Source organism: Dactylosporangium salmoneum, from assembly GCF_039532525.1.
In the GTDB taxonomy this organism is placed as follows: Bacteria; Actinomycetota; Actinomycetes; order Mycobacteriales; family Micromonosporaceae; genus Dactylosporangium; species Dactylosporangium salmoneum.
On sequence record NZ_BAAARV010000088.1, the window covers coordinates 131,853 to 150,655 of the forward strand.

The 18,803-nt window shown below is 72.1% G+C and carries 13 protein-coding genes and 1 pseudogene; 9 read left to right on the plus strand and 5 right to left on the minus strand.

Going from position 1 to position 18,803, the window contains the following annotated elements; genetic code table 11:
- Positions 1-2: 2 nt before the first annotated feature.
- A complete protein-coding gene (gene miaB, locus ABD352_RS44825; RefSeq protein WP_344618703.1) occupies positions 3-1,466 on the plus strand; it encodes a tRNA (N6-isopentenyl adenosine(37)-C2)-methylthiotransferase MiaB in 1,464 nt (487 codons plus the stop codon).
- A 133-nt stretch (positions 1,467-1,599) separates the two neighbouring features.
- Here miaB and ABD352_RS44830 read toward each other — a convergent pair whose 3' ends face one another.
- Positions 1,600-2,808, minus strand: coding sequence for a DUF349 domain-containing protein (locus ABD352_RS44830; RefSeq protein WP_344618704.1), 1,209 nt, complete (start codon positions 2,806-2,808; stop codon positions 1,600-1,602).
- A 196-nt stretch (positions 2,809-3,004) separates the two neighbouring features.
- Between ABD352_RS44830 and ABD352_RS44835 the strand changes: the two genes are divergently transcribed.
- From ABD352_RS44835 to dapF, 3 genes are read left to right on the plus strand one after another with little or no spacing between them, the layout of a single operon-like run.
- A complete protein-coding gene (locus ABD352_RS44835) occupies positions 3,005-3,697 on the plus strand; it encodes a class III extradiol dioxygenase subunit B-like domain-containing protein (protein ID WP_344618705.1) in 693 nt (230 codons plus the stop codon).
- A gap of 10 nt (positions 3,698-3,707) precedes the next feature.
- Entirely contained in the window at positions 3,708-4,610 is a 903-nt protein-coding gene (miaA, locus tag ABD352_RS44840; RefSeq protein WP_344618706.1) for a tRNA (adenosine(37)-N6)-dimethylallyltransferase MiaA, read from the plus strand.
- Positions 4,611-4,614: 4 nt separating this feature from the next.
- Positions 4,615-5,469 (plus strand): diaminopimelate epimerase, encoded by an 855-nt coding sequence (gene dapF, locus ABD352_RS44845; RefSeq protein WP_344618707.1) that lies wholly within the window; start codon positions 4,615-4,617, stop codon positions 5,467-5,469.
- Here dapF and ABD352_RS44850 read toward each other — a convergent pair.
- On the minus strand, positions 5,460-6,905 hold the full coding sequence (locus ABD352_RS44850) for an NAD-dependent malic enzyme (RefSeq protein ID WP_425553914.1): 1,446 nt from the start codon (positions 6,903-6,905) through the stop codon (positions 5,460-5,462). The genes dapF and ABD352_RS44850 overlap by 10 nt on opposite strands.
- Positions 6,906-7,022: 117 nt before the next feature.
- Here ABD352_RS44850 and hflX point away from each other — a divergent pair, with 117 nt between their 5' ends.
- Positions 7,023-8,438: a GTPase HflX gene (hflX, locus tag ABD352_RS44855; RefSeq protein WP_344618708.1), complete on the plus strand. Its 1,416-nt coding sequence runs from the start codon at positions 7,023-7,025 to the stop codon at positions 8,436-8,438.
- Positions 8,439-8,526: 88 nt separating this feature from the next.
- Positions 8,527-10,380 carry a hypothetical protein gene (locus ABD352_RS44860; RefSeq protein WP_344618709.1) on the plus strand — a complete coding sequence of 618 codons (1,854 nt, stop codon included), beginning with the start codon at positions 8,527-8,529 and terminating at the stop codon, positions 10,378-10,380.
- 1,000 nt (positions 10,381-11,380) lie between these two features.
- On the opposite strand, the gene lexA is transcribed toward ABD352_RS44860, so the two are convergent.
- A complete protein-coding gene (gene lexA, locus ABD352_RS44865; RefSeq protein WP_344618830.1) occupies positions 11,381-12,061 on the minus strand; it encodes a transcriptional repressor LexA in 681 nt (226 codons plus the stop codon).
- A gap of 441 nt (positions 12,062-12,502) precedes the next feature.
- Here lexA and ABD352_RS44870 point away from each other — a divergent pair, with 441 nt between their 5' ends.
- From ABD352_RS44870 to ABD352_RS44880, 3 genes and pseudogenes are all read left to right on the plus strand, one after another.
- Positions 12,503-12,802, plus strand: a complete 300-nt coding sequence (locus ABD352_RS44870) for a LysM peptidoglycan-binding domain-containing protein (protein WP_344618710.1) — start codon at positions 12,503-12,505, stop codon at positions 12,800-12,802.
- 280 nt (positions 12,803-13,082) lie between these two features.
- Positions 13,083-13,535, plus strand: a pseudogene (nrdR, locus tag ABD352_RS44875) (transcriptional regulator NrdR); the annotation flags it as partial.
- 423 nt (positions 13,536-13,958) lie between these two features.
- Positions 13,959-16,814, plus strand: a complete 2,856-nt coding sequence (locus ABD352_RS44880; protein WP_344618711.1) for a vitamin B12-dependent ribonucleotide reductase — start codon at positions 13,959-13,961, stop codon at positions 16,812-16,814.
- 71 nt (positions 16,815-16,885) lie between these two features.
- Here the strand turns inward: ABD352_RS44880 and ABD352_RS44885 are convergent, their stop codons facing one another.
- Together ABD352_RS44885 and ABD352_RS44890 are read right to left on the minus strand one after the other, a co-directional pair.
- Positions 16,886-17,485: a TetR/AcrR family transcriptional regulator gene (locus ABD352_RS44885; protein WP_344618712.1), complete on the minus strand. Its 600-nt coding sequence runs from the start codon at positions 17,483-17,485 to the stop codon at positions 16,886-16,888.
- Between the two features lie 100 nt (positions 17,486-17,585).
- Positions 17,586-18,761, minus strand: coding sequence for an MFS transporter (locus tag ABD352_RS44890; RefSeq protein ID WP_344618713.1), 1,176 nt, complete (start codon positions 18,759-18,761; stop codon positions 17,586-17,588).
- Between the last annotated feature and the right edge of the window lie 42 nt (positions 18,762-18,803).

Consider the following 18,803-nt stretch of genomic DNA (forward strand, 5'->3'; position numbering starts at 1 on the left):
CCATGACTGAGACCCGTACCTTCCGCGTGATCACCTACGGCTGCCAGATGAACGCGCACGACTCCGAGCGCATCTCCGGGCTGCTGGAGGAGGCCGGCTACGTGCCGGCGGCCGGCGACGGCGAGCCCGACGTGGTCGTGTTCAACACGTGCGCGGTGCGGGAGAACGCCGACAACCGGCTGTACGGCAACCTCGGCCACCTGCGTCCCACGAAGCTCGCCCACCCGGGCATGCAGATCGCCGTCGGCGGCTGCCTGGCCCAGAAGGACCGCGGCGACATCGTGAAGAAGGCGCCCTGGGTGGACGTGGTCTTCGGCACCCACAACATCGGCTCGCTGCCGGTGCTGCTGGAGCGGGCCCGGCACAACGCCGCCGCCGAGGTGGAGATCCTCGAGTCGCTCGAGGTGTTCCCGTCCACGCTGCCGACCCGCCGCGAGTCGACCTACGCCGGCTGGGTGTCGATCTCCGTCGGCTGCAACAACACGTGCACGTTCTGCATCGTGCCGGCCCTGCGCGGCAAGGAGAAGGACCGCCGGCCCGGCGACATCCTGGCCGAGGTGCGCGCGCTGGCCGCCGAGGGCGTGCTCGAGGTGACCCTGCTGGGCCAGAACGTGAACTCCTACGGCGTCGAGTTCGGCGACCGCTACGCCTTCGGCAAGCTCCTGCGCGCCTGCGGCGACGTCGACGGCCTGGAGCGGGTGCGCTTCACCAGCCCGCACCCGAAGGACTTCACCGACGACGTGATCGCCGCGATGGCCGAGACGCCGAACGTCTGCCACTCGCTGCACATGCCGCTGCAGTCGGGCTCCGACACGGTCCTGCGCGCGATGCGCCGGTCGTACCGTTCGGAGAAGTACCTCGGGATCATCGACAAGGTCCGCGCCGCGATGCCGGACGCCGCCATCACCACCGACATCATCGTCGGCTTCCCGGGCGAGACGGACGCCGACTTCGAGCAGACCCTCGAGGTGGTCCGCGCGGCCCGCTACTCCAGCGCCTTCACGTTCCAGTACTCCAAGCGCCCCGGCACCCCGGCCGCCACGATGGACGAGCAGGTGCCGAAGGCCGTGGTGCAGGAGCGCTACGACCGGCTCATCGCCACGCTGGAGGAGATCAGCTGGGCGGAGAACAAGAGGCTGGTCGGCTCGACGCTCGAGGTGCTCGCCGCCGTGGGCGAGGGGCGCAAGGACACTGCCACCGGGCGGCTCTCGGGCCGGGCCCGGGACGGCCGGCTGGTGCACTTCGCGGCCGATCCCGCCGCCGGCATCCGGCCGGGCGACATCGTGCACACGACCGTCACGTATGCGGCGCCGCACCACCTCAACGCCGACGGGCCGATCGTCTCGCACCGCCGCACGCGGGCCGGCGACGCCTGGGAGTCGGGCCAGGTGACCCGCACCCCGGGCGTGAAGCTGGGCATGCCGACGATCGGCACCCCGCCCGCGCAGCCCGCCTCCCACTGCTGACAGTACCGGGGTGCGCGCTCAGCGTGATGCCGCGGATTTCTGGCCTACATAGCGTTGACCACTACACGCACGCGGCGTGTAGTGGTCAACTTTCTATGTCGGACGGGTCAGGGCCCGTCACCTGAGAAGTCCGTCAGCTGGTGTGCTCGGCCATCGCCAGGAACTTGCGCTTCGACTCCAGGGCCTTCTCGGCCTCCTTGATGCGCCGCTGGTCGCCGGCGGCCTGGGCGCTGGCCAGCTGCTGCTCGGCCCGGGCCACCTGCTCGCGCATCTGGCCCAGCAGGGGGCTGGCCTCCGGCGGGGTGCGCCGCCAGGCGGCGTCCATGGCCGCCTTGACCTTGTCCTCGACGGAGCGCAGCCGCCGGTCCAGGCCGGCCTGGGCCTCGCGCGGGACGCGCCCGACGTCGTGCCAGGTGCCCTGGATCTCGCGCAGCTTGTTCTGGGCGCCCTTCGGGTCGGCGTCGACGTCGAGGGCCTCGGCCTGGGTGAGCAGCTCCTGCTTGCGCTCGAGGTTGCCCTTGAACTCGGCATCCCGCGCCGAGAATACCTCGCTGCGCCGCTTGAAGAAGGCGTCCTGAGCACCCCGGAAGCGCTCCCAGAGCTTCTGCTCCGTGTCCTTCGCGGCGCGCGGGGCGGCCTTCCACTCGGTCATGAGCTCCTTGAGCCGGGCCGCGGTCGCGTTCCACTCGGTGGACTCGGACAGCTGCTCGGCCTCGACGACGAGTTCCTCCTTGCGGCCCTGCGCCTGCTTGCGGTTGGCGTCAAGGGTGGCGAAGTGGGCCCCGCGGCGGCGGGTGAAGGCGTCGCGCGCGGCGGCGTAGCGCTTCCACAGCTCGCTCTCGGCCTTCTTCTCGACGCCGTGGATCGACTTCCACTCGTCGAGGATCTCCTTGAGCCGGTCGCCGGCCGTCTTCCAGCCGGTCGCCTCGGCCGCGATGACCTCGGCCTCCTCGACCAGGGTGGTCTTGCGGGCGAGCGACTCGGCGCGGGCCGCGTCGCGGGCGGCCCGGGCGGCGCCGGCCTTCTCCTCGGCGACCAGGACAAGCTTGTCGAGGCGCGCGGAGAGCCCGTCGATGTCGCCGACCACGTGGGCCTCGTCGAGGCCGCTGCGCAGGCGCCGGATGGTGGAAAGTGACTGGCCGGCATCCGCGGCGCCACTGCCGAGGCGGGCCTCGATCAGGTCGACCTCGGTCACCAGGTCGGCATACCGGCGGGCGAAATGGGCCAGACCTTCCTCGGGCGTGCCCGCCTGCCATGACCCAATGGGGCGCTCACCTGCGGCCGTCTTCACGAAGACATTGCCGTCGGCGTCGATCCGTCCAAACTCCGTAGGGTCGCTCATCAGCCCATCCTCGCTCCCGGCGCCCGTAGGATCGGGTATCCCACCGTCACGCCGCCATCGCACAGCAAAGTTCCCCAGGGCATTCTCACAGGTGTGCCCCGGGGCCGGTCGAGTGCCTGCGGCCGAACCGTGACCATTCCGGTGCCATTCACGGGTCGAACGGCCGCGCAGAGACCGTCCCCGATAACGTTAGGCCGTGTCACTCGTCGCCGCCGCGGTCTGTCCACATCCACCACTACTCGTGCCGGAGGTGGCCGCCGGGGCGGCAGGCGAGCTGGACGACCTGCGGGCTGCCTGCCGCGCCGCCGTGGCGCACCTGGCGAATGCCTCGGTCGACTCGCTCATCGTCGTCGGTTCCGATACGAGAACGGTACGCCGTGCCGCGCCGTTCGGGGGAACCCTGTCCCCGTGGGGCATCGATCTGCCGGTGGGTGATCCTTCGGGGGAGCCGCTCCCGCTGAGCCTGCTCATCGGGGCGTGGCTCGCCCCGGGGGCCGGAAGCTTCCAGAGCGTGGCCGCCGACGCGACCCCGCAGCAGTGCGCCGACCTGGGCCGGGAGCTGGCCGGCGAGGCCGATCGGGTCGCCCTGCTGGTGCTCGGCGACGGGTCTGCGTGCCGTACCGAGAAGGCTCCCGGCTTCTTCGACGAGCGGGCCGAAGGCTTCGACGCCGCCGTCGCGTCCGCCCTGGCCGGGGCCGACGCGGGCGCGCTGGCCGCGGTCGACCCGGGGACGGCGGCGGACCTGTGGGCCGCGGGCCGGGCGCCGTGGCAGGTGCTGGCCGGGGCGGCCGACCGCCAGATGGCCGGTGAGCTGCTGTACGACGCGGCCCCGTACGGTGTCGGCTACTTCGTCGCCACGTGGAGTGAACGTTTGGCTACCACCGAATGAACATCGCCGCATGAACCGCGTCATCGCGATCGTCGGGCCCACCGCCGCGGGCAAGTCGGCCCTGAGCCTGCGGCTGGCCGAGGAGCTCGGCGGGGAGGTCGTCAACGCCGACTCCATGCAGCTGTACCGCGGGATGGACATCGGCACCGCGAAGCTCACCCCGGCCGAGCGCCGCGGCGTGCCCCACCACGTCCTGGACATCTGGGACGTCACCGAGCCGGCCAGCGTGGCCGTCTACCAGCGGCTAGCCCGCGGGGCCATCGACGACATCGCCGCCCGGGGCGGGGTGCCGCTGCTCGTCGGCGGCTCCGGCCTGTACGTGCGGGCCGTCCTGGAGGACTTCGACTTCCCGGGCACCGACCCGGGCCTGCGGGCCGAGCTGGAGCGGGAGCTGGCCGAGGTCGGGCCGGCGCCGCTGTACGCCCGGCTGCAGGCGGCCGACCCGGTCGCGGCCGGGCGCATCCTGCCCAGCAACGGGCGGCGGATCGTGCGCGCCCTGGAGGTCAACGCGCTGACCGGCACCGCGTTCACGGCCCAGCTGCCGCCGCCGCGGCCGGTGTACGACGCGCTGCAGCTCGGTGTCGACGTGGACACGGCCGTCCTCGACGAGCGGATCGCGGCCCGGGTCGACGCGATGTGGGCGGCGGGCCTCGTCGAGGAGGTGCGCGCGCTGGCCGCCCACGGGCTGCGGGACGGTCGCACGGCCGGGGGCGCGCTGGGGTACCGCCAGATCCTGAACCAACTCGACGGGCTGTGCTCCGAGGAGGAGGCCCGGGCCGAGACCGTGCGCGCCACCCGGCGGTTCGTGCGCCGGCAGCGCTCCTGGTTCCGCCGGGACGGGCGGATCACATGGCTCGACGGCGCGGCGGCGGACATCACGGCGGCGGCGCTGCGGGCCGTGCGGCAAGATTGACGCCATGCGCTTCGCGAAAGGCCACGGCACGGGCAACGACTTCGTCATCCTGCCCGACCCGGACGGCACCCTGCCGCTGACCCCGGCCCTCGTCGCCGCCCTGTGCGACCGGCGCCGCGGCATCGGCGCCGACGGCGTGCTGCGCGTGGTGCGCAGCGCGGCCCACCCGGAGGCCGAGGCGTCCGCGGCCGGCGCCGAGTGGTTCATGGACTACTGGAACGCCGACGGCTCGCAGTCGGAGATGTGCGGCAACGGGGTGCGGGTCTACGCGCGGTACCTCGCCGAGGCCGGCCTGGTCGACCCCGAGGGCTCGTTCGACCTGGTCACCCGCGCGGGCGTGGTGCCGGTCACCATGGGTGAGGAGATCACGGCCGGGATGCCGGTGCCGCGGGTCTACGTGCAGAGCGAGGCCGACTCGTTCGGCGCGAGCTTCATCGGCACGGCGGTGGACGTGGGCAACCCGCACCTGGTCTGCGCGGTCGACGAGCCGACCCTGGAGGGGCTCGACCTGACCCGCGCGCCGGCGGTCGACCCGCTGATCTTCCCGGCCGGGGTGAACATCGAGTTCGCCGCGGCGGGCCCGGCCCCGACCGGCTCCGACCTGTACCGGCGGATGCGCGTCTACGAGCGCGGCTCCGGCGAGACCCAGTCGTGCGGCTCCGGCGCCTGCGCGGTGGCCGCGGTCGCCCTGTACCACGCGGGCCTGGACAGCGGCGTGGTCGTGATCGACCTGCCCGGCGGCCGGCTGACCGTGACGTCGACGCCGACCGAGTGCCTGCTGCGGGGGCCTGCGGTCGTCGTCGCGCACGGCGACGTCGACGCGCAGGCCATCCGCCAGCTGGCGCCGACCTACTCCTGAGCCTCCGCGACGACGCCGTCCGGGGTCGAGTCGAGCTGCGGTCCCTTCGCCGCGGCCCGCACGGCGGCGGCGACCGCCGGGGCCACCCGGGCGTCGAACACGCTCGGCACGATCACCGTCGGGTTGAGCTTGTCCTCGCCGACGGTGTCGGCGATCGCCCGCGCGGCGGCCAGGGCCATCGCGTCGGTGAACTCGCGGGCCTGGGCGTCGAGCATGCCGCGGAACACGCCCGGGAACGCGAGCACGTTGTTGATCTGGTTCGGCTGGTCGGAGCGGCCGGTCGCGACGATCGCGGCGTGCTCGCGGGCCTCCCGCGGGTCGACCTCCGGGTCGGGGTTGGCCAGGGCGAACACGATCGAGTCGGGCGCCATCGTGGCGATGTCGGCGCCGGTGAGCAGGTTGGGCGCGCTCACCCCGATGAAGACGTCGGCGCCGGCGACCGCGCCCCGCAGGTCGCCGCGGTAGTCGGCCTTGTTGGTGTTCTCGACCAGCCACTGCCAGCTGCCCGACAGCCCGGTCATGCCCCGGTGCAGCGCGCCGGGCCGGTCGGTGGCGATGACGTCGCCGACGCCCTGGCGCAGCAGCAGCTTGATGATCGCGGTGCCCGCCGCGCCGGCCCCGCTGACCACGACCCGGACCTTGCTGATCGGCTTGCCGACCACCCGCAGGGCGTTGGTGAGGGCGGCCAGCACGCAGATCGCGGTGCCGTGCTGGTCGTCGTGGAACACCGGGATGTCCAGCTGCTCGCGCAGCCGCTCCTCGATCTCGAAGCAGCGCGGGGCGGCGATGTCCTCGAGGTTGATCCCGCCGTAGGCCGGGGCGATCGCCTTGACGATCGCGATGATCTCCTCGGTGTTCTGCGTGTCGAGCACGACCGGCCAGGCGTCCACCCCGCCGAAGCGCTTGAACAGGGCGGCCTTGCCCTCCATGACGGGCATGGCGGCGTACGGCCCGATGTTGCCCAGCCCGAGCACGGCCGAGCCGTCGGTGACCACGGCGACCGTGTTGCGCTTGATCGTGAGCCGGCGGGCGTCGTCGGGGTTTTCGGCGATGGCCAGGCACACCCGGGCCACGCCCGGGGTGTAGGCGCGGGACAGCTCGTCGCGGTTGCGCAGGGCAACCTTCGGCGCGACCTCGATCTTGCCGCCGAGGTGCAGCAGGAACGTGCGGTCCGAGACCTTGCGAACGTCGACCCCGTCGAGCTTCTCCAGGCAGGCCACGACCAGTTCGGCGTGCGCGGAGTCGGCGGTGTCGCAGGTGAGGTCGACCACGACGTTCAGGTTGTCGGAGTCGACGACGTCGACGGCCGTGACGATCCCCCCGGCCTCGCCGACGGCAGTTGTAAGGCGGCCGATCGCGGAGGCGTCGGCGACGACGGAAACGCGGATAGTGAGGGAGAACCCGGCGCTGGGTAGTCTGTGTGTGGCAGGTGTCACCAGCCCATTCTCACCCTCCGCGTAGCCCCGGCCTGGCGCCGGGGTGTGGATATCAAGTGCCGTCGCGCCCTCGAGGTGTCAGGATTGACGGGTTATCCGCTCACGGAGGAGATCATCTTGCGCGCACAGACGACCTATTCCGCAGACGAGTTCGACGCGGACGAGGTCTTCGACGACGGAGATCTCGCCCTTGAGGAGCGTCATGCCCTGCGCCGCGTCGCCGGGCTGTCCACCGAACTCGCCGACATCACCGAGGTCGAGTACCGCCAGCTGCGCCTCGAGCGCGTGGTGCTGGTCGGGGTCTGGACCGAAGGCACCGTCACCGACGCCGAGAACTCGCTGACCGAGCTGGCGGCGCTCGCCGAGACGGCCGGCAGCCAGGTGCTCGACGGCCTCATCCAGCGCCGCGGCCGGCCCGACCCGTCCACCTTCATCGGCCGGGGCAAGGTCGACGAGCTGCGGGCCGTGGTGCACAGCAGCGGCGCCGACACCGTCATCTGCGACGGCGAGCTCTCCCCGTCGCAGCTGCGCACGCTGGAGTCGCAGGTCAACGTCAAGGTCATCGACCGCACGGCGCTGATCCTGGACATCTTCGCCCAGCACGCCAAGAGCAAGGAGGGCAAGGCCCAGGTCGAGCTGGCGCAGCTGCAGTACTTCCTGCCGCGTCTGCGAGGCTGGGGCGAGGCGCTCAGCCGCCAGGCCGGTGGCTCGGCCAGCGGCAACGGCGGCGTGGGCCTGCGCGGCCCCGGTGAGACCAAGCTGGAGATCGACCGCCGGCGCATCCGCACCCGGATCGCGCGGCTCAAGCGGGAGATCGCCGCCATGGCCACCATCCGCGACACCAAGCGGGCCACGCGGCGGCGCAACCGGGTGCCGGCCGTGGCGATCGCCGGCTACACCAACGCCGGCAAGTCCAGCCTGCTCAACCGGCTGACCGGGGCCGGCGTCCTGGTGGAGGACGCGCTGTTCGCCACCCTGGACACCACCACGCGGCGGGCCCGGGCGGCCGACGGGCGGGTCTACACGCTGTCGGACACCGTCGGGTTCGTCCGTCACCTGCCCCACCAGCTCGTCGAGGCCTTCCGGTCGACCTTGGAGGAAGTTGCCGAGGCAGACCTAGTACTGCACGTCGTCGACGGTTCGCACCCGGACCCCGAGGCCCAGGTCCGGGCCGTCCGCGAGGTGCTCGCCGAGGTCGGCGCCGACGCCGTGCCGGAGCTGCTCGTCATCAACAAGCTCGACGCGGCCGACGAGGAGACGCAGCTGCGGCTCAAGCGGCTGTGGCCGGAAGCGGTCTTCGCCTCCGCCCGCACCGGGGCCGGCCTCGACGACGTCCGGAGCGCGGTCGAGCGCAAGCTGCCGTGGCCGCCGCTGGAGCTGACGGCGGTGGTGCCGTACGAGCGGGGCGACCTGGTGGCCCGCGTGCACTCGATCGGCGAGGTGCTCGAGACCTCCCACCTGGCCGAGGGCACCCGCCTGAAGGCCCGCGTTACCGAGGGCCTCGCGGCCGAGCTCGCGCCCTTCGTCGTCTGACTACGCAGCGTTGCGCTGCCCGATCACCGCGAGTGACAGCCGGGCCGGGCACCCCCAATTCCGGTCCGGCTCTGCCAGACTTGCGGGCATGCGACTCCGGGTGGTGCTCAGTGCGGCTGCGGTGATCTGTGTGTCGGCGAGCGTGTCGGCTCCGGCCGCGGCGCACGCGCCGTCGGCCGGAGCCTCGGCCCCCGCGGGCGCGGGCACCACCGTGTGCACCCCGAACGGCAAGGAAGTCAGCGAGATCTCGGGCCTGGTGGCCATCGAGGGCGGCTACTACGCGATCCAGGACAGCCAGCCGCGGCCGGCCAAGCCCCGGATCTTCCAGCTCGACAGCTCCTGCAAACTGATCAAGACCATCGACTACCCGAGCCCGCCGATCGACCCCGAAGACGCCGCGATCGACAAGGACGGGACGCTGTACATCGCCGACATCGGCGACAACGACGCGAGCAGCGGCGGCTCCGACACCCCGCGCGCGACGGTGGCCATCTGGACCATGGCGCAGGGCGCCAAGGCGCCCACGATCAACCGGATGGCGTATCCCGACGGCAAGAAGCACGACGCCGAGGCCCTCCTCATCAACGGCGACGGCCTGCCGGTGATCATCACGAAGACCCCGCCGAGCGAGGTGTACGTCCCCGAGGGCCCGCTCGTGCCCAACGTCGACAAGAACGTGGTGAAGCTCAAGAAGGTCGGCACCTTCACCGCCCAGGAGACCAAGACCCCCAACCCGCTGGGCCTGCTCGGCTGGAAGCTGGTGACCGGCGCCGCGGGGTCCCCGGACGGCTCGAAGGTCGTGGTCCGCACCTACTCCGACGCCTACGAGTTCGACGTGGCGGGCGGCGACGTGGTGAAGGCCATCACGACGGGCAAGCCGCGCATCACCCCGCTGCCCAACGAGGCCCAGGGCGAGGCCATCACCTACACGCCGGACGGCAAGTTCTTCATCACCGCCTCCGACCAGGAGTCCTCGAAGAAGACGCCGCCCCTGCTGAAGTACACGCCGTCGACGGTCACGGCGGGCGGCGCCGGCGACTCCACGAAGGCCGACCCGGCCAAGAAGTCCGACCAGTCCTTCCTGAAGTCCCTGACCCTGCAGGACATCACCTACGCGGTGGGCGCCATCGGCCTGGTCGGCCTGGCCCTGGTCATCACCGGCGTGGTCGGCATCCGCCGCTCCCGGGCGGCCCGCCGCGCCGCCGGCCTGACCACCGGCTCGATGCGCGACGACGACCTCGCCTCGGTGGGCTCGCCCGGCAACGCCTACGGCGCCGGCGGCCCCGACCGCGGCGGCCCGGGCGGCAATGTCTACGGCGGCGGCCCGGACCGCGGCGACAACGTCTACGGCGGCGGCAACGTCTACGGCTCGGACCGCGACGACCGCGACGACCGGGGCGGCCCGGGCGGCGGCAACGCCTACGGAGGCGGCGGTGGCGGCTCGGACCGCGGCGGGCCGGGCGGCGGCAATGTCTACGGCGGCGGCGGTGGAGGCGGCGGCGGTGGTGGCTCGGACCGCGGCGGGCCGGGCGGCGGCAACGTCTACGGCGGCGGCCCGGACCGCGGCGGCGACAACGTCTACGGCGGCGGCCGCGGCGGCCCAGACCGCGGCGACAACGTGTACGGCGGCGGCAACGTCTACGGCGGCGGCCGCGGCGGCCCAGACCGCGGCGACAACGTGTACGGCGGCGGCAACGTCTACGGCGGCGGCGGCGGTGGCGGTGGCTCGGACCGCGGCGACCGCGGCGATCGGGGCGGCCCCGGCGGTGGCGTCTATGGCGGCGGCCCGGACCGCGGCGGCTACGGCCCGTCGGCCGGCTACGACCAGCAGTCCCCGAGGGGCTTCTCCCAGGGCCCGCCCCCGCCCGCGTACGGTCAACGCGGCGGCTACGGCCCGGGCGACCACGACGGCTACGACCGCGGCTACGCCCCGCACCGCTGACTGCCTGCCTTCCCACCGCGGCCGCGGCGCTCCGACGCCGCTGACCGACCCGCCTAGGCGCGACGGCGGGCTGCGCTCTGTGCGCTCCGGCGCCGGTGATCGGTCCGCCTCATTGCGACGGCGGGCTGCGCTCTGGTGCCGCTGACGGGATCGCCTCATCACCGCGGCGGCTGTGCTCTGGCGCCCGCTGATCGGTCCGCCTCAGCGCGACAGCGGCCTGCGCTCCGGTGGCGCTGACGGGACCGCCTCATCACCGCGGCGGCTGTGCTCTGGCGCCGCTGGCCGGCCCACCTCGTCCGACAGCGGGTGAGTGTGACGACCGCAGGTGCGCCCTCGCCTCAGCGATCGGGCTGGCGCGGCGCTGCGACGGGTGGGGCCTTTCGGCCGCGGTGAGGTCCTGGTCGGCCGCGGTGAGGTCCTGGCGTCGGTGACCGGGCGGGTTCGGTGCTGCGGCGGGTGAGTGGTTACGGTCGCGGCTGCTTCTGGTGCTGCTGGTCGGGTGGCTCGGCTGTGCGGCGGGGTGGGGTGTTGCGGCCGCGGTCAGGGTCCGCGCCGGTGTATGGGCGAGCTGGTGCGACGGCGACGAGACCCAACGTGGGTCGCGTGTTGATGACGGCCGCGTCCGGCGTCGCGGCGATGAGCCTGTGCGGATTGGCGACCGTGGCGAGGGCGCGACATGTCGGCTGATGTGGATTGCGGAGGCCTGCTGGCTTTTGCACGAAAAATCCCGCCAATTCGTGGCAGGATTTTTCGGACTTATACCCGACAGTAGATAAGTCCGTTTCCAAGCTTCTCCCACGCCGTTTTCCCGGTCGCATTGTGCAGGCGCGGACCAGCCACCCATCGACCAGCCACCCATCGACCTGCCGGGCGTCGGCCCTGCGCGGTCCGGGATCAGCCTTGGAGGCGTCGGAGGTCCGAGGGGCGCGGTACGGCCGCCCGCGGCCGGGAGCGGCGGGGTGAGGCCGGGGGGCGTGGGTTGGCCCCCCGGGCGGGAGGGTCAGATGCGGCGTACCACCGTGACCACGCGGCCCAGGATGGTGGCGTGGTCGCCCGGGATGGGGTCGAAGGCGGCGTTCTGGGGCATCAGCCAGACGTGGCCGTCGCGGTTGCGGTAGGTCTTCACCGTGGCCTCGCCCTCCAACATGGCGGCGACGATCTCGCCGTTGTTGGCGTTGGGCTGCTGGCGCACGACGACCCAGTCGCCGTCGCAGATGGCGGCGTCGAGCATCGAGTCGCCCTTGACCTGGAGCATGAAGAGGGTGCCCTCGCCGACGAGCTCGCGGGGGAGGGGGAAGACGTCCTCGACGGCCTGCTCGGCGAGGATGGGGCCACCGGCGGCGATGCGGCCCAGGACCGGGACGTAGGCGGGGGCCGGGCGGGCGGCGCGGGCGGCCTCCTCGTCGACGGCGACGAGCTCGCTCGGCGGGCGGACGTCCACGGCGCGCGGGCGGTTGGGGTCGCGGCGCAGGTAGCCCTTGCGCTCGAGTTCCTTGAGCTGGTAGGCGACGCTCGACGGGGAGACCAGGCCGACGGCCTCGCCGATCTCGCGGACGCTCGGCGGGTAGCCGTTGCGCTCCACGGCGGCGCGGATGAACTCCAGGATGCGGCGCTGGCGGACGGTCAGGTCGGCGGCGAAGAGGTCGGGGAAGGCGCTGACCACCGCGGTGACGGCGCGCATCTCCGGCTCGCCGCCGCGGCGGCGGGTGGCGCGCCTCGCGCCGGCGCGCGCGCCGATGGCGGTGACCTCGGCGCCGGGGGTCCCGTCGAGCTCGTCGGGCTCGTTGGCGGGTGCGTCGGTGCGGTCGTCGGCTGACACGTCGTCCTCCCTCGTGTTGGCAGGTGCGGGCTGGCGCCGCGCCTGCTGACGGGCCGTGGGGTGGTCCGTCACCCGGGCTTCCCGCGGGTGCGGGGGAGCCGGTTGTCGCATAGGTCCGGTAATCCCGATCAAACGCCTTGATCGTGTGTGGATCACCGTATCGCCGAGGTACCACAGTTTCAAACATCTGTACTACGTGGCGCGCCGATTTTTCGGTGTGTCTTCTCGACATTGGGCTTCCGGCTCTGATAAACCATCGTACGGTTGTTCTATAGAACGCGTGTACGTACGAAGGGGGCCGACATGGGACGACGGGCGCCGATCCGGCTCACGCGGCGTGGGCGGGTCGTCCTTTTCTGCTTCCTGCTCGGCCTCGCCGGCGGCGGGGTCGCCCTGATCGCCGCGCCGGGGCAGGCGGCCGACCCGCCCGTGCCGGCGCCGACGGTCATCGTGCAGCCGGGGGACACCCTCTGGGACATTGCGACCGAGCACAAGGGTTCGCGCGGGCGGGACGCGACGGTGGAGGACATCCGGCGTCTCAACCACCTGGACGGCTACAGTATCGACGCCGGACAGCGGCTGGTCCTGCCGCGGACGCGCTGAGCTGCGCGGATTTCCCGGCAGGGGCGTCCAACTGGCTGAGACGCGCGACACAAACGTGTCGGGATCCGCGTTTGACTTGCGTCCGCGTAGGCGTCGGCATAGCGTCTACCCCTAGATGTAGTAGTTACAGGGGTGTAAGTCGTCCACAGGTTGTGGAATTGGCAGGCACTTCTCACCGACCGTAGTCACTGGGGCGGGGCTCGCCACACGGAGCACCGTCGAGACTGGCGTGCCCTTTTATCCGGATTTTTCCGGCGTACGATGAGAGAGGTCCATCGACATGCGGTGCCCGTACTGCCGGCACGCCGACTCCCGGGTGGTCGACTCGCGGGAGGCCGAGGATGGCCAGATCATCCGGCGGCGGCGGTCCTGCCCCGAGTGCGGGCGGCGGTTCACCACCGTCGAGGAGGCGGTGCTCGCCGTGGTCAAGCGCAGCGGGGTGACCGAGCCGTTCAGCCGGTCGAAGATCATCGCTGGGGTGCGCAAGGCCTGCCAGGGGCGGCCGGTCGACGAGGATGCCATCGCGCTGCTGGCGCAGAAGGTCGAGGAGACGGTCCGCGCGCGGGGCGCCGCCGAGCTGCCGAGCCACGAGGTGGGGCTGGCCATCCTGACGCCGCTGCGCGATCTGGACGAGGTCGCCTATCTGCGGTTCGCCAGCGTGTACCGGTCATTCGACTCGCTCAACGACTTCGAACGCGAGATCGCGGCGCTGCGGGCGGGGCAGGGCCGTCAGCAGGAACAGGGACATCAGCACCACGAGCAGCACGCCCAGGGGGAGGGCCCGCCGGCACCGGCGGCCCGGACGGGGGCCGAGCCCGGCGAAGGGGCGCTCAGCGCCACCGGCGCGGGCCGAGTCGCTCCCCGCGCCACGGGCTGAACGCACGGCACGCCGGCAAGCACGGAGCACGGCAAGGATCACCCGCGCGACGGGCAAAAGTCACCCGCTGAGCTCACCCGGCCGACGACGAGAGTCGCGCCGGGCGGGCGGCAGGGAATGGGCGAGCCCGGCCCGGGGAGCGGACCAAACGGGATAACACCCAGCAAAGCGAAGCGCCAAAAGCACCGGAACGAACTGCGCCGATCGGCACGCTCATGCGGTACCGATGGCAAACACAAACGACGAACGAGGACACACACGCTGATGAGGGGGCCGCGGATGGCGGGGGAGACGAAGACGAAGGCGTCGTCGGCACGCAAGGACCTGCGGGAGGGGCTGCGGGTCGAGCGGGTCTGGACGACCGAGGGTGTGCACCCGTACGACGAGGTGGCGTGGGAGCGCCGCGACGTCGTCATGACGAACTGGCGGGACGGCTCGATCAACTTCGAGCAGCGGGGGGTCGAGTTCCCGACGACGTGGAGCGTCAACGCCGCGAACATCGTCACCACGAAGTACTTCCGCGGCGCGGTCGGCACCCCGCAGCGCGAGCAGTCGCTGCGCCAGCTGATCGACCGCGTGGTCTCCACCTACACCAAGGCGGGCCAGGAGCACGGCTACTTCGCCACCGACAAGGACGCCGAGATCTTCGGCCACGAGCTGACCTGGATGCTGCTGCACCAGGTGTTCAGCTTCAACTCGCCGGTCTGGTTCAACGTCGGCACGTCCTCGCCGCAGCAGGTCAGCGCCTGCTTCATCCTCGCCGTCGACGACTCGATGGACTCGATCCTCGACTGGTACAAGGAGGAGGGGCTGATCTTCAAGGGCGGCTCCGGCTCCGGCGTCAACCTGTCCCGGATCCGCTCGTCCAAGGAGCTGCTCACCAGCGGCGGCACCGCCAGCGGCCCGGTCTCGTTCATGCGCGGCGCCGACGCGTCGGCCGGCACGATCAAGAGCGGCGGGGCGACCCGGCGCGCGGCCAAGATGGTCATCCTCGACGTGGACCACCCCGACGTGGAGGAGTTCATCGAGACCAAGGCCCGCGAGGAGGACAAGATCCGGGCCCTGCGCGACGCGGGCTTCGACATGGACCTCGGCGGCGCCGACATCGTCAGCGTGCAGTACCAGAACGCCAACAACTCGGTCCGGGTCTCCGGCGAGTTCATGCGCTCGGTCGAGGACGACACCGAGTTCGGGCTGCGGGCCCGGCTCGACGGCAGCATCGTGTCCACGGTCAAGGGCAAGGAGCTGTTCCACAAGATCGCCCAGGCGGCGTGGGAGTGCGCCGACCCCGGCATCCAGTACGACGACACGATCAACGACTGGCACACCTGCCCGGAGACCGGGCGGATCACCGCGTCGAACCCGTGCAGCGAGTACATGCACCTCGACAACTCCAGCTGCAACCTCGCGTCGCTGAACCTCCTGAAGTACCTCAACGCGGACGGCTCGTTCGCGGTCGAGCAGTTCATGAAGTCGGTCGAGCTGGTCATCACGGCGATGGACATCTCGATCTCCTTCGCCGACTTCCCGACCGCGAAGATCGGCGAGACCAGCCGCGCGTACCGCCAGCTGGGCATCGGCTACGCCAACCTCGGCGCGCTGCTCATGGCCAGCGGCCTGGCCTACGACTCCGACGGCGGCCGGGCCGTCGCCGCGGCGATCAGCAGCCTCATGACGGGCACCGCCTACCGCCGCTCGGCCGAGCTGGCCGGCGTGGTCGGCGCCTACGACGGCTACGCCCGCAACGCCACCGCGCACACCCGGGTCATGCACAACCACGCCGCGGCCAACGGCGAGATCTCCATCGTCGGCGCCGTCGACGCCGCGATCAAGGAGGCGGCCACCGCGCAGTGGGCGCTGGGCAACGAGATCGGCGCCAAGAACGGCTGGCGCAACTCGCAGGCCAGCGTGCTCGCCCCGACCGGCACCATCGGCCTGATGATGGACTGCGACACCACCGGCGTCGAGCCCGACCTGGCCCTCGTGAAGTTCAAGAAGCTGGTCGGCGGCGGCTCGATGCAGATCGTCAACCAGACCGTGCCGCGCGCCCTGCGCACCCTGGGCTACCAGGAGGAGCAGGTCGAGGCGATCGTCGAGCACATCTCGGCGCACGGCCACGTGGTGGACGCCCCGGGCCTGCGCCCGGAGCACTACAGCGTCTTCGACTGCGCGATGGGGGAGCGGACCATCGCCCCGATGGGCCACGTCCGCATGATGGCGGCCATCCAGCCGTTCATCTCCGGGGCCATCTCCAAGACGGTGAACATGCCGGAGTCGGCCACCGTCGAGGACGTCGAGGAGATCTACTACCAGGGCTGGAAGCTCGGCCTCAAGGCCCTCGCGATCTACCGCGACAACTGCAAGGTCGGCCAGCCGCTGTCGGCGGTCTCCTCCTCGAAGGCTTCGGCCGAGGCGAAGGAGGAGCAGCCGGCCGAGGTCGTCGTGAAGACCGAGAAGGTGATCGAGTACCGCCCGGTGCGCAAGCGGCTGCCGAAGAAGCGGCCCAGCTCGACGGTCTCGTTCTCCGTGGCCGGCGCCGAGGGGTACCTGACGGCCTCGTCCTACCCGGACGACGGCCTGGGCGAGGTCTTCCTCAAGATGTCGAAGCAGGGCTCCACCCTGGCCGGCGTCATGGACGCCTTCTCGGTGGCGATCTCGATCGGCCTGCAGTACGGCGTGCCGCTGGAGACCTTCGTCTCGAAGTTCGTGAACATGCGCTTCGAGCCGGCCGGCATGACCGACGACCCGGACATCCGCCTGGCCAGCTCGGTCATGGACTACATCTTCCGCCGCCTGGCGCTGGACTTCCTCGACTTCGACACCCGCTCGGAGCTGGGCATCCTGACCTCGGCGGAGCGCGCGGCCCAGCTGCGCGCCGAGGCCGGCGGCGACGACGTCGACCTCACCGAGATGCGCCAGTCGGCCCCGGTGGAGAAGCCGGCCGCCGCGGACAAGCCGGCGGCCAAGACCGAGGTGGAGACCCCGCGTCGGATCGGCTCCTCGACGGAGCTGCTGGAGCTGGTCCAGGGCAAGGCCGCCGACGCGCCGCTGTGCTTCACCTGCGGCACGAAGATGCGCCCGGCCGGCAGCTGCTACGTCTGCGAGGGCTGCGGCTCCACCAGCGGCTGCAGCTGAGTCTGAGCAAAGGAAAGTCCCCCGGGCGCTACCGCCCGGGGGACTTTTCGCGCGCCCGCTTCGAGACGGGGTCAGTCGGGCGGGCCCGGCTCGTCGGAAGGGTGGCCGAAGCCGTCGAGGGCCGCGGCGACGGTCGCCTGGATGATGCGACGGGGCGACTCGCCGGCGTCCATGGCGGTCACGGCGGTGTTGATGAGTCCCTGCAGCAGGGTCGCGGCCAACGCCGGGTGGCGATGGCCGAGCTGCGAGAGCAGCGGTGCGGCGCTGGGCATGACGTGATGCAGTTCGATGATGCGTCGCCGGGCCTGGTCCGACAGCGGGGCATTGGCCAGGGTGTGTGCGATGCGGTTCCGGCGCTGTTGCGCGGCCCGCAGCTGTGCCCGGATGAAGGCCGCGAGCTTGTCGCGTGGGCTATTCGCCTGCTGTACCGCTTTGGTGATCTCCGCGGCGACCAGGGGAAGTTCCAGCTCGCAGAGCGCGATGGCGATGTCGTCCTTGGTGGCGAAGTACGTATAGATCGTGGTGCGCGCCAGCCCGGTCCGTTCGGCGAGGGCGGGGAAGGTCAGCGCGGCGTAGCCACCGTCGAGAAGCAGGCTGCGCGCCGCGCCCAGCAGCGCGTCATGCTGCTGGGCGCGGTGGTCGGCGACGGTCGCCGCGTTGATCTTCGGCACGATGCCTATGGTATCGAGGCTTCCGGCGTGGGCTGGGGTGCTCGTTCGCGCGACGGGCATGGCGAAACCGAACTGCGAACGTGCCGGCCGGGCGCGCTCGTCATGCCGCCTGCTCGGCCGGCTCGGCGTCCGGGCGTACTTCGGCGCCGCGGTTGTGCTGGAGCATCAGTACCGCGGCCACGCCGCAGAGCGCGGCACCGAGCAGATAGGGCGTGGCCGGGCCCGCGTCGAAGGCCGCGCCCGCGGCGATCGGACCGACCGCCCGCGCCGCGGCGGAGGCCGACTGCCCGATGCCGAGCACGCCGCCGAGCGCGCCGCCGCCGGCCTGGGCGATGAGGGCGGCGGTGGTGGGCGCGAGCAGCCCCTGCCCCGTGGCGAGCACCGCGAGCGCGGTGTAGCTCAGCCAGGCGGGCCCGTACGGCAGTGTCACCAGGCCCAGGCCGAGCAGCACGGCGCCGGTCACCGCGACCCTCCGGTTGCCGAACCGGTCGGTGACCCGGCCCACCACGCCGCCCTGGACGACGGCCATCACCACACCGACGCCGGTGAAGACCAGGCCAAGGCCGCTCGGGCCCAGGCCGTGCTGCCGGGCACCGAGCAGCGCGTAGGTCGCCTCCATGCCGGCGAACGCGAACGTCGCCGCGAAGACCGCGCCCAGCAGCGGTCGCAGGGCGCGAAGGCGTACCGCCTGCACCAGCGTGGCCAGCGCATTGGCCGACCGGCGCCGAGGCGGTTGCGCCGGCTTCGCGTCCGGCCGGACTTCCCGGGGCAGGAGCACCACGCCGGCGATCAGATTGGCCAGCGCGATGCCGCCCGCGACGAAGCTCACACCCGCGAAACCCAGGCCGGCCAGGGCGGCGCCGATGGCGGGCCCGAACACGAAGCCCATGCCGATCGCGGCGCCGACCATGCCGAGCGCCCGGGTGCGCTCGCCGGGCTCGGCGAGATCGATCGCGTATGCCTGCCCGACCGCGATCGCTCCACCGCACAGCCCGGCGACCACCCGCGCGGCGAGCAGCGCCGGCAACGATCCGGCGACACCGGTGAGCGCGAGGGAGACCGCGGAACCGGCCAGGCTCACCAGCAGCAGCGGCCGGCGCCCGTAGCGATCCGACAGCGCACCGAGCACCGGCGCCGCTACGAACTGGGCGAGCGCGTAGGCGGTGAGCACACCGCCCAGCCAGACGCCGGAGCCACCGAGCCGTTCGGTGTGAAACGGCAGCAGCGGCAGGATCACCCCGAAGCCCAGCATGTCGACGAAGACCGCCAGGTACACAACAAGCAACGCCTTCCGCCGCACCCGACGTCCGCCCTTCGC

Bases quoted from the DNA above. Each gene is read 5' to 3' on its own strand.
- miaB (WP_344618703.1), top strand. From the start codon at position 3: ATGACTGAGACCCGTACCTTCCGCGTGATCACCTACGGCTGCCAGATG.
- ABD352_RS44830 (WP_344618704.1), bottom strand. From the start codon at position 2,808: ATGAGCGACCCTACGGAGTTTGGACGGATCGACGCCGACGGCAATGTC.
- miaA (WP_344618706.1), top strand. From the start codon at position 3,708: ATGAACCGCGTCATCGCGATCGTCGGGCCCACCGCCGCGGGCAAGTCG.
- dapF (WP_344618707.1), top strand. From the start codon at position 4,615: ATGCGCTTCGCGAAAGGCCACGGCACGGGCAACGACTTCGTCATCCTG.
- ABD352_RS44860 (WP_344618709.1), top strand. From the start codon at position 8,527: ATGCGACTCCGGGTGGTGCTCAGTGCGGCTGCGGTGATCTGTGTGTCG.
- lexA (WP_344618830.1), bottom strand. From the start codon at position 12,061: ATGCGCGCCGTCACCGCGGTGGTCAGCGCCTTCCCCGACCTCTTCGCC.
- ABD352_RS44870 (WP_344618710.1), top strand. From the start codon at position 12,503: ATGGGACGACGGGCGCCGATCCGGCTCACGCGGCGTGGGCGGGTCGTC.
- ABD352_RS44880 (WP_344618711.1), top strand. From the start codon at position 13,959: ATGGCGGGGGAGACGAAGACGAAGGCGTCGTCGGCACGCAAGGACCTG.